Annotated in this window: 9 protein-coding genes, 1 tRNA gene and 2 pseudogenes; 6 read left to right on the top strand and 6 right to left on the bottom strand. The window is 69.2% G+C overall.

The genetic code is table 11. From position 1 onward, the window contains the following. Positions 1–35: 35 nt before the first annotated feature. A complete protein-coding gene (gene aspA, locus GZ997_RS11080; RefSeq protein WP_162679924.1) occupies positions 36–1,499 on the bottom strand; it encodes an aspartate ammonia-lyase in 1,464 nt (487 codons plus the stop codon). A gap of 189 nt (positions 1,500–1,688) precedes the next feature. Here aspA and GZ997_RS11075 point away from each other — a divergent pair, with 189 nt between their 5' ends. From GZ997_RS11075 to GZ997_RS11065, 3 genes are all read left to right on the top strand, one after another. Continuing rightward, positions 1,689–2,894 carry a helix-turn-helix domain-containing protein gene (locus GZ997_RS11075; RefSeq protein ID WP_161924136.1) on the top strand — a complete coding sequence of 402 codons (1,206 nt, stop codon included), beginning with the start codon at positions 1,689–1,691 and terminating at the stop codon, positions 2,892–2,894. A gap of 116 nt (positions 2,895–3,010) precedes the next feature. Further along, positions 3,011–3,259 carry an acyl carrier protein gene (locus tag GZ997_RS11070; RefSeq protein ID WP_162679923.1) on the top strand — a complete coding sequence of 83 codons (249 nt, stop codon included), beginning with the start codon at positions 3,011–3,013 and terminating at the stop codon, positions 3,257–3,259. A gap of 5 nt (positions 3,260–3,264) precedes the next feature. Beyond that, positions 3,265–4,578, top strand: a complete 1,314-nt coding sequence (locus GZ997_RS11065) for a beta-ketoacyl-[acyl-carrier-protein] synthase family protein (protein ID WP_162679922.1) — start codon at positions 3,265–3,267, stop codon at positions 4,576–4,578. 45 nt (positions 4,579–4,623) lie between these two features. Here GZ997_RS11065 and GZ997_RS11060 read toward each other — a convergent pair whose 3' ends face one another. Next, on the bottom strand, positions 4,624–5,124 hold the full coding sequence (locus GZ997_RS11060) for a DUF3145 domain-containing protein (protein WP_162679921.1): 501 nt from the start codon (positions 5,122–5,124) through the stop codon (positions 4,624–4,626). 165 nt (positions 5,125–5,289) lie between these two features. Then, positions 5,290–5,607, bottom strand: coding sequence for a hypothetical protein (locus GZ997_RS11055; protein WP_161924139.1), 318 nt, complete (start codon positions 5,605–5,607; stop codon positions 5,290–5,292). Between the two features lie 116 nt (positions 5,608–5,723). On the opposite strand from GZ997_RS11055, the pseudogene GZ997_RS12855 reads away from it, so the two are divergent. Continuing rightward, positions 5,724–5,828, top strand: a pseudogene (locus GZ997_RS12855) (two pore domain potassium channel family protein); the annotation flags it as partial. A 530-nt stretch (positions 5,829–6,358) separates the two neighbouring features. After that, positions 6,359–6,652 (top strand): annotated as a pseudogene (locus GZ997_RS12850) (two pore domain potassium channel family protein); the annotation flags it as partial. On the opposite strand, the gene GZ997_RS11045 reads toward GZ997_RS12850, so the two are convergent. Then, a tRNA-Asn gene (locus GZ997_RS11045) sits at positions 6,614–6,685 on the bottom strand. The pseudogene GZ997_RS12850 and the gene GZ997_RS11045 sit on opposite strands and share 39 nt — an antisense overlap. Before the next feature lie 91 nt (positions 6,686–6,776). Then, a complete protein-coding gene (locus GZ997_RS11040) occupies positions 6,777–7,382 on the bottom strand; it encodes a hypothetical protein (protein WP_343212330.1) in 606 nt (201 codons plus the stop codon). Positions 7,383–7,583: 201 nt separating this feature from the next. Between GZ997_RS11040 and def the strand changes: the two genes are divergently transcribed. Further along, on the top strand, positions 7,584–8,075 hold the full coding sequence (def, locus tag GZ997_RS11035) for a peptide deformylase (protein ID WP_161924193.1): 492 nt from the start codon (positions 7,584–7,586) through the stop codon (positions 8,073–8,075). 98 nt (positions 8,076–8,173) lie between these two features. Here the strand turns inward: def and dnaG are convergent, their stop codons facing one another. Further along, positions 8,174–10,192: a DNA primase gene (gene dnaG / locus GZ997_RS11030; RefSeq protein ID WP_162679920.1), complete on the bottom strand. Its 2,019-nt coding sequence runs from the start codon at positions 10,190–10,192 to the stop codon at positions 8,174–8,176. Positions 10,193–10,288: the final 96 nt, after the last annotated feature.

Below are 10,288 nucleotides of genomic sequence, written 5' to 3'. Positions count from 1 at the left end.
CGTCGGCGGGCCAACCCGCCGACGCCGCCCCTGCCTCAACCCTCAACCACGGCACGCGCATCCTCGCCCGAGCCTGAGTGGTGGCCGGCGTCCCGGTAGCGCGGGCGCATCAGGTTCTCCGGGCTGAGCAGCTCATCCAGCGTAGCCTCGTCCAGCAGCCCCATCTCCAGCACCACCTCGCGGACGTTGCGCCCGCTCCGGGCGCACTCACGTCCCACCAGGTCACCGTTGCGGTGACCAATCACCTCGTTCAAGTAGGTGACTATGCCGATGGAGTTCATGACGTTACGGCGGCACACCTCCGCATTGGCCTCAATACCTACCACGCACAGCTCCCTGAGCGTCACCAGGGCGTGACGCAGCAGCCGGATCGACTCGAAGCACGCCTGGGCGATCACGGGCTCCATGACGTTAAGCTGCAGCTGCCCGGCCTCGGCCGCCATCGTCACCGTCAGGTCGTTGCCGATCACCTTGAAGCAAACCTGGTTAACCACCTCGGGGATAACCGGGTTGACCTTCGCGGGCATGATCGAGGAGCCGGCCTGCCGCTCCGGGAGCCGGATCTCGGCCAGGCCCGCACGCGGCCCGGAGGACAGCAGCCGCAGGTCATTGCAGATCTTGGACAGCTTCACGGCCAGGCGCTTGATGGCGGCGTGCATGGAGACGTAGGCGCCGGTGTCACCGGTGGCCTCCAGCAGGTTGTGGGCACCGGTAACCCTCAGCCCGGTCACCTCACGCAGGTGGCGTACCACCGCCTGGCGGTATCCGGGTGGAGTGTTCAGGCCGGTGCCGATCGCCGTCGCCCCCAGGTTGACCTCCAGCAGCAGCGCCGAGTTGTTCATCAGCCGGGGGATCTCCTCGTCCAGTAGCTCCGCGAAGGCGCGGAACTCCGATCCCAGGCTCATGGGTACCGCGTCCTGCAACTGGGTGCGGCCCATCTTGAGCACGTCGGCGAACTCCTTGCCCTTGGCCAGCAGGGCGTCGATCAGGTCGCACAGGTCCATCTCCAGTCCGTTGACGGCACGGTAGACCCCCAGGCGGAACCCTGTGGGGTAGGCGTCATTGGTGGACTGGGACTTGTTGACGTGGTCATTGGGGTTGACGATGTCGTAGCGGCCCTTGGCGTAGCCCAGGTGCTCCAGGGCCAGGTTGGCGATCACCTCGTTGGTATTCATGTTGACGCTGGTACCCGCACCGCCCTGGAATACATCAATGGGGAACTGGTCCAGGCAGCGCCCCTCCACCAGCACCTGGTCACACGCCCAGGTGATCGCATCGGCGATCTGCGGACTTATGGTGCCCAGCTCCTTGTTGGTCAGGGCGGAGGCCTTCTTTACCTCCACCATGCCCCGCACGAACTCCTCCTGGTCGCCAACGGACTCCTTGGAGATGCGGAAGTTCTCGGTGGCGCGCAGGGTGTGAATCCCCCAGTACACGTCCAGGGGAACCTGGCGGGTACCGAGCAGGTCCTCCTCGGTGCGGGTTGCTGGTGAAGCCATGGCGTTTCCCTAACTCCGTGCCGCGATGCGCGGGCCGTCGTCAAGCCGGGCCGGTAGTGGAGTCGACGGCACCTCCCCCGGCCCGACCCTACCGAGGGTCATGGAATAACCACGCGATTGACACCCGTTAGAGGCTGCCGTCGAGGTACGGCGGTTCGCTTCCCGGCGTCGGCTCGCTAGCATCAGCACATGGACCAGCTCAGCGCCCCGTCGGTCACCGCTCTGCGGCAGGCGCAGAATACCCTCATCGAGCACTCCCTGGACCGCATCAGTGCGGCGCACCCGTGGTACAACACGCTGCCGGCCACATCCCGGGCGCAGATCCAGACGGTCGCCCGGCTGGGGGTGAGCATGTTCGTCGACTCGGTGGGCGAGCAGTCGGACGCAGCCGCCCCCTCGGAGATCTTCAACGTCGCCCCCGTGGCCCTGACCGGCACGGTCACGCTGGAGCAGACCCTGGAGCTGGTGCGCACCGTCGTCGACGTCGTGGAGGAGCAGGCCCCGGACGCGGTGCCGGCTGCCGATCATGATGCGGTCCGCTTCCATGTCCTGACCTTCGGCCGTGACGTCGGCTTCGCCGCGGCAAAGGTGTATGCCCGCGTGGCGGAGGCACGCGGCGCCTGGGACGCCCGCCTGGAGTCGGTCGCGGTGGACGCCATGCTGCACGACTCCTCCGAGGACGCGGCCACGCGCGCGAGCGCGGCCGGCTGGAGGGGCACCGGCCCCGTGATTGTGATCGTCGCCCGCACGACGCTCGATGCCCTGGCCGCATCGCGCCTGCGCCATGAATGCCGACAACACGTCAGCGACTGCCTGGTGTCCGTGCACGGCGACTCGGTGGTCGTGGTGCTCGGCGGCCAGGCGGAAAAGGAGACTGGGGACAGGGCCGCGCCCTCCCCGGAGGGTCTGGCCACCGCGGCCGACCGCATCGCCTCCAGCCTCGGCGGGGCCGTGGTCATCGGACCGGTGGTTTCAGGCGTGGCTCAGGCCGGCCGCTCGCTGCGCTCCGCGCTGGCGGGCCTGCGTGCCCTGCCCGGCTGGGCGGAGGCGCCCAACCCGGTACGCGCAGACGACCTGCTGCCCGAGCGGATGCTTGCGGGGGACCCCCTGGCCGCCGAGCAGATTCAGGTTCTGGTGACCGAGCCGCTGCGAGCCATGGGCGACCTATACGAGGAGACCGTCGCCACGTACCTGGCCCTTGGCCGGAGCCTGGAGATGACCGCACGTACCCTGTTCGTCCATGCCAACACCGTGCGCTACAGGCTGGGGCGAGTCAGCAAGCAGATCGGCTGGGACGCCACCGACGCCCGCGACGGCCTGGTCCTGCACCTGGCAGTCATTGTGGGCCGCCTGGCCACCGGAGAGGACGAACAGCCACCCTATGTGGGACAATAGTCCCACAACATAACGGGACTTCCCGCGCATGCAGGGCACCGCTACGCGCCCGTAGCGCCATCCTCCCGCTCTACTCAACCGCAGTTCAAACCCACATCACTGGTTTAGGAGTTCTCATGGCTGACGCGCCCACCGACGTCCTCGCCGTCGTTACCGAGATTGTCGCCGAGGAGGCCGGCGTCGATACCTCTCTGGTCACCCCGGCATCCCGCTTCGCCGACGACCTGGACATCGATTCCCTGGGCTTGCTTACGATCGCCACCCAGGTGGAGGAGCGCTTCGGGATCGCCCTGGATGACTCCCTCATCCCCACCCTCCCGACCGTAGAGGCCCTGGTGGAACTGGTCAGCAAGCGGCGGGCCTGAGCGGGATGCCACTGCCACCACCCGCATCCGGGCCCGGGGCACTGACCTCCCGCAGCATCGTCGTCACGGGCCTGGGAAGCACTAACCCGCTGGCCGGCGATGTACCCGGCACCTGGCGGGCGCTGCGTGCCGGCCACCCGGCAGTACGCGCACTGGCTACCGATTGGGCGGGCGAGCTGCCGGTGCAGATCGGTGCGCCGCTCGCCGTTGAGCCCGGCGAGACGCTCACCGCCAGGCAGCGGCGACGCCTGGACCGCTCCAGCCAGTGCGCGCTGGTGGCAGCCCAGGAGGCGTGGGCGCAGGCGGGCTCGCCGCAGGTGGACACCCAGCGGCTGGCAGTCTCCCTCTCCCCCGGGATAGGGCCGGTGCTTTCGGTAATGCAGGCCTGGGATGCCTTGCGCGAGCACGGCCCCAGGCGGGTGGCGCCGACGGCGATTCCCGCACTTATGCCCAATGCGCCAGCCGCAGCGGTGGGCCTGGAGCTGGGTGCGCGGGCCGGTGTGCACGCACCCGTGTCGGCATGCGCCTCCGGGGCGGAGGCGATTGCCTACGGTGCCGACCTGATCGCCCTGGGCAGGGCCGATGTGGTCCTAGCAGGTGGCACGGACGCAGCCCTGCACCCGATGGTGGTGGCGGCCTTCGCCGCCATGCGGGCACTGTCCGTCCGCAACCACGATCCCGCCACCGCATCCAGGCCCTTCGCGCCGGACCGCGACGGATTCGTGCTCGGGGAGGGCGCCGGCGTGCTGGTTCTGGAGGCCGCCGAGCATGCTGCGGCCCGCGGCGCCCAGCCCCTGGCCCGCCTTGCGGGCGCCGCCGTGACTGCCGACGGTTACGATCCGGTGCGCCCACAGCCCTCCGGCGAGCAGCAGGAGCGGGCGCTGCGAGAGGCACTGCGCCGCGGCGGCCTGCGGGCCGAGCAGGTCGGGCACGTCAACGCCCACGCCACTTCCACCCCCGCCGGTGACGCGGTGGAGGCTGCGGTGCTCGCGCGCAGCGTGCCGGCCGCAGGCGTGTCTGCCACGAAGTCTCTGACTGGGCATCTGCTCGGGGGAGCCGGCGGCCTGGAGGCCGTGCTGACGATTATGGCGCTACAGGAGCGGTGGCTGCCGCCGACGCTGCTGCCCGGCGGCGTCGACCCGGCCATTGCCGAACTCGGCCTGGACGTGGTGGGGCCGACCGGGCGAGACGCCCCCGGGCTGGAAGCGGCTGTGAGCACGTCGTTCGGCTTCGGCGGACACAACGTGGCGCTTGCCTTCACCCGCATCCCCGCCGCCCCTTCACCGAGTTCGGCTGAACTTACGTGCCGAGGCCGGTAGATACGGCTGTGGGCACCTGCGGCGAGGCGCCGGGCGGGCGATGAGTCAGCCGACTCGGTGCAGCCAGCGCACGGGCGCCCCGGCGCCGGCGTAGCGGAAGGGTTCGAGCTCGTCGTCCCAGGCCTGTCCGAGGGCCAGATCCAGCTGGCGACGCATGACCGCGGGCTGGTCGGAATGGGCCAGCGCTGCCCGCACCCGGTCCTCGGGGATTACCACGTTGCCGTGCACATCGATCTGGGCGTGGAAGATACCCAGGTCGGGGGTGTGCGACCAGCGCCCGCCGTCGTAACCGGGCGACGCCTCCTCAGTGACCTCGTAGCGGAGATTCGCCCACCCCCGCAGGGCGCTGGTGAGCTGGGCGCCGGTACCGACACGTCCCACCCAGCTGGTCTCGGCGCGCATCATCCCGGGTGCGGCAGGCTGGTCGGTCCACTCGAAGTGGACACGACTACCTAGCACCTCGGCCACCGCCCATTCAATGTGCGGGCACAGGGCGCGGGGCGCGGAGTGCACGAAAAGTACACCGCGGGTGTATGCACCGTTCACGGGGATCGCCTCCTGGTTGTTCCGAGATTCGTCTTCCCCAACGTTCTCGAATCATCCGGGCGCTCGACGTGACGCACGCGGCGTGCAGTCTCATGCTGCCAGAGCCGACGGCGCAATGCCAGCCGCCGGGCCGACCTCACCGGTTACTGAGACGTCTTGTCCGTCTCAGGTCGTGCCGACGGCGCGGCGGGCGCGGATCACGGCGATGTGGCCGACGATCTGCGCGTAGTAGTGGCGGGCGGTCTCCCAGGGGTCGTCCGCGAACAGGATGGTGTCCTCCTCGACGGGCACCAGCGCTTCCTCGGTGACGTCGATGCCGCGCTCGACGCACATCCTCAGCACGTCCGCGGCGCCGATGAACTGCTCACCGCCACGGAACTCGTCCAGCCTATTGCTACTGAGAGGAAGCCCGAGCTTGGGCAGCGCTTCCTCGAGGAGGAGCACGTACTCCTCCTCAATGCCGTCCTCACGGGTGATCTTCATGCCCACACAGGGATGCTAGCTTCGAGGCAAACCGCCCGCAGGCTTTCCAGCTTGCCTGCCCTCCCATCCTCACGCAGCAGGCGGCCATTTCACGGATCCCAGCCCGCGAACGACTTAGTGCGCTGCGTGGGCAGATCATGGCATACACGGCAGGAAGCGTGGCGCTACTGTCCTTCGTAGGCTCCCTGGCGGTGCTGGACGCCGAACGCGGAGCGCCGGGCCCCCATAACCGGCTCTTCGTGTTTGTGGGTGTGGGGGTTTGGGCTGGGGCTGTTGGTGTTGGTTGTGTTCTGGGGCCGGTCTGCCGAAGACGACCTCGTCAGCCCCAAAACGACCCGCTGCGCCCGGCCGAATACGACCTCGCCAGCCCCCAAACGACCCCCTGCGCCCGGCCGAGCACGACCTCATCAGCCCGAGAACGTCCCCCACGCGGCGAAAACGTCCTCGTGAGCCCCAGACCCTCCACGATGTGGAGGGTGTGGGGCGTATTAGGTCGTATTCGGCCAGCGTCGGGTACTCGGATACGACCTCGCACGCCCGACAACGACCTCGCCAGCCCCAAAACGCCCCCCCCTGCGCCCGGCCGAGCACGACCCCATCAACCCGAAAACGTCCCCCACGCGGCGAATACGACCTCATCCGCCCGAGAACGACCCTCGAGCACGATCGCCACACCACACTCCCCGCCCGCCGCGCCGCCGGGACAGGCGCCATCAACCACTCACCGAACCGCTGCCGAGCCACCGCGGTACTCCTCATGATTGGCGGCGTAGCGCTGATCGGTGTGGTGACCGCCACCCTCGCCTCCTGGATCATCTCCCTAGTCACAGAGGAGAACGCCGAGCAGGAGGCGGCTACACGTGCTCAGGTCGCAGACCTACGCGACCAGATCACTGCGCTATCCGAACGGGTCCAGCGCCTCACAGAGCCAACCGCCGCAATCGCGGGCGCCGCTGTAACCGAAGACGAAAAGAGCCCCACCCGCGAGGGCGAGGCCTATGCTCGGCTCCCGCGGTTGGACTCGAACCAACAACCCTCCGATTAACAGTCGGATGCTCTGCCATTGAGCTACGCGGGATCGCGTTTGACGCGGGTGGAACTTTAGCAAGCCGCGGGCACCGACGTCGAATCGGGCTCGCCTCGCGAATTGGCTTAATCGCGCCAGAAAATCAGTCTGTGGGAAGGCCCACACCGTCACGTGCCCGGCGTAGGAGTTCCTCCAAGGCGGCACGGTCGCCATCGTCGAGGCGCTCAGCCCTGCTCGGCGGCAGGTTCGAGGCCGTATACAGGCGTCCCCTGCTGTCCCGGCGAACGCTCACGGTGGCCTGCAGGCCACTGGGCAACTTCCCGGTGACCGAGTACACCAGAGCGGACTCGACTCTCTGCCGCAGCGCACGAGCGAAGGGCGCTATGTCAACCGACGCCGTCCCCTCCCCCTGCTTGATCTGCGCGGGCACCACCAGCACAAGGGGCGGCGAGTCATCACACCAGCTCAGTGTGAAGGTCGAGGAGTCCGCGTCCCACCGACCGTGCTCCACCTGGTGCCAGCCCCGGTGCACCTGCACGCCCTCCGGGCCCAGCAGCGTCAGAAAACGGGGCGTGGCCACCGCCCAGCGGGAACCGTCGTCGGCCAGTGGCACCGACCCGAGCACTCGCCCGTCTGCAGGTACCAGGCTTGCCAAGGACGGCGGCAGGCAGGCACGCCGACGCCGCAGGCGCCCGACAATGCCGTGCCCTGCCGCGGGGCGACCGGCAGCCTTGTTGAAGCGTGTCACGTTCCTCAGGCTAGACGATCAGGCCGAGTAAATCGCGAGTCCCCGGCGGCTTCACCCCGACAGACCTCCACAAACGACCGCGGCAGACCGTGTAGCCGCGGGGCGGGCGGCCTCAGGCACCGGGCCGACGCCGCGGCAGTGGCAGGCGGAACCCGCCCCGCTGCGCGCGGGGCAAGGCACAGGACGTGCGAAGATGGGCGCATGGCTTATCGCGACATCCGCATTATCGGCGACCCGGTGCTGCGCACCGTATGCGACCCGATCACCGACATTGACGATTCCATCAAGTCACTGGTGGAGGACCTGCTGGAGACCGTCGACGAGGACGGCCGGGCGGGCCTGGCCGCCAACCAGATCGGCGTTAGCCTGCGCGCCTTCTCCTGGAATATCGACGGCGAAATCGGCTACATCCTCAATCCGCAGATCGTGGAGCTCTCGGAGGACGAGTTCCAAGACGGCGAGGAGGGCTGCCTGTCTGTTCCCGGCCTGTGGTACCCGACCGAGCGTGCCTGGTACGCCCGTGCCGAGGGCATCGACCTGGACGGCAAGAAAGTGGTGGTCGAGGGCGAGGAGCTCATGGGACGCTGCATCCAGCACGAGTGCGACCACCTCGACGGCCACCTCTACCTGGACCGCCTGTCTCGCAAGAACCGGGCGAAGGCGATGCGGGAGCTGCGCGAACGCGGTCTGTGAGCCGGATCGTCCCGGATCACTCGCGGCGTCGGCAGCCGCGGGCGGCGCTGGAGCCCGTCACCCGGCTGCTGCGCGCAGCACCTTGCGGGCTCCAGCGCTCAGCCCTGTCGGGCCATCTGCATACGCCGGTTCTCCAGGCCCACGATCTCCTCAAACAGCTCCCGGTACCCGGCATCATTCGGATCCATGCGCCGCTGCCGCGAGCGCAGCTGCGTCAGCCGCCGATTGATTCCCGTGCGCGCCAGGGAGGACAGTATGCCCGCGGCGTAGCGCTCGAGTGCCTCCGAATCCGGCTCGGACTCCCGGTTGCCGCGTGGAGCCGGCAGCGGTAGCGGTGCGACGGCGAGCTCAGTCACCGCTGCGGCAACCGGCCCGATGGCGCCGGCACGAACCTGCTCAAGCCAGCGGGTGGTGGCTCGCTTGACCGCCTCCGCCGCCGCGAGCCCTGCCGCTTGCGCCTGCTGCACCAGACCATCGACCTCGGTGGCGCCACCGGCGGCCTCGATCGCCTCGAATACGGCACGGTGCACCGGTACGGAGAAGGCCACCGCGTTGATGTCGTCCGCCCCTACGCGCGCCGCGATCTGCGGCATCTGGACGATGACCTCCAAGGCGCGCCGCTCCAGTTTCTCCACCGGGTCGGTCACCGGGGGCAGTCCGGGCCGCTCGGCGGTAGGCGCGGTGAGGGAGTCGTCTCCCGGACCGTACTCTCCCGCGGCGCCGTCGGCCCGACCACCCGGCCGCATCCCCCGGCGTTCACTGGCGCGCACCGCGCCCACGGCCTCGGACTCCGGCAGGCCCAGCCAGCCCGCTAATCGGCGCGTGTACTCGCGCTTCAATGCCCGGTCCCGGATTCCGGCCACCACGGGCGCGGCAGAGCGCAGGCCCTGCACGCGCCCCTCGGCGGTGTCGAGGTTCAGGTTTGCCAGGGAGGCGCGGATCACGAACTCGAACAGCGGCACGCGCCGCCCGAGCAGTCGCGGGATGGCGTCCGGCCCCTCCTCCATGCGCAGGTCGCAGGGGTCCAGACCCCGCGGCTCTACGGCCACGAAGGTCTGGGCGGCAAAGTGCTGGTCCTCCCCGTAGGCGCGCAGGGCCGCCTTCTGGCCGGCGACGTCGCCGTCAAAGGTGAAGATGATCTCGCCGCCGCGGGCCCGGTTGCCGGCAATAACCCCGGCGGAGGGATCGGCAGCATCCCCCAGCAGGCGGCGCACGATGCGCACGTGGTCCGGCCCGAAGGCAGTGCCGCAGGTGGCCACCGCCGTGGGCACCCCGGACAGGTGCGCGGCCATCACGTCCGTGTATCCCTCGACCACCACGATCTGGTGGGCGCGGGCGATTTCGCTCTTGGCCAGGTCCAGCCCGTACAGGACCTGCCCCTTGTGGTAGATCGCGGTCTCCGGGGTGTTGAGGTATTTGGGGACGGTTTTGTCCGCATCTGACAGCCGCCGCCCGCCGAAGCCGACCGGCGCGCCGGTAACGTCGTGAATCGGCCATATCAGCCGGTCCCGGAACCGATCGTAGATGCGCCCGGAATTGCCGCGCCCACACAGCCCGGACTCGACCAGCTCACGCTCGGTGAAACCGTGCGAGCGGAGCATATTGGCAAGGTTGTCCCAACCGTCCGGGGCGTAGCCCACCCCGAAGTGGGCGGCGGCATTGCGGTCGAATCCCCGTCCGGTCAGGAAGTCGCGGCCCACCTGGGCGGCGGGGGTGGCCAGTTGCTCCTGGAACCAGGCCTCGGCCAAGCGGTTGGCCTCCAGCAGCCGCTGACGGGTGCCGGGCTCGACGCCGCGCTTGACGGTCCCGCCCTCCTCGTAGCGAAGCTGCACCCCCACGCGGCCGGCCAGGTACTCCACCGCCTCCGTGAAGGACAGGTGGTTGATCTTCTGCACGAAGTCGATCACGTCCCCGCCCTCACCGCAGCCGAAACAGTGCCACAGGCCAAGCTGCGGGCGCACGTTGAAAGATGGAGTGCGCTCGTCATGGAAGGGACACAGCCCCTTGAGAGAGCCCACTCCCCCGCTCTTGAGCGTGACGTGCTCGCCGACGACGTCCTCGATCCTGGCGCGCTCGCGCACCGCATCGATGTCCTCGCGCTTGATCAGACCCGCCATGACCCCATCCTAGGGGAGGGGACTGACGGCTATCGACGCGCTGTACCGGGCGGCGCGGGCCGCCCCGAGCCGACCCGCCGCCGGGCCCGTCCCCCA

Origin of the sequence: Actinomyces sp. 565 (assembly GCF_010365615.1) — a bacterium.
Classification (GTDB): Bacteria; Actinomycetota; Actinomycetes; order Actinomycetales; family Actinomycetaceae; genus Actinomyces.
Note: the sequence above shows the minus strand (reverse complement) of the source record. Positions and strands in the feature narration are given on the sequence as shown.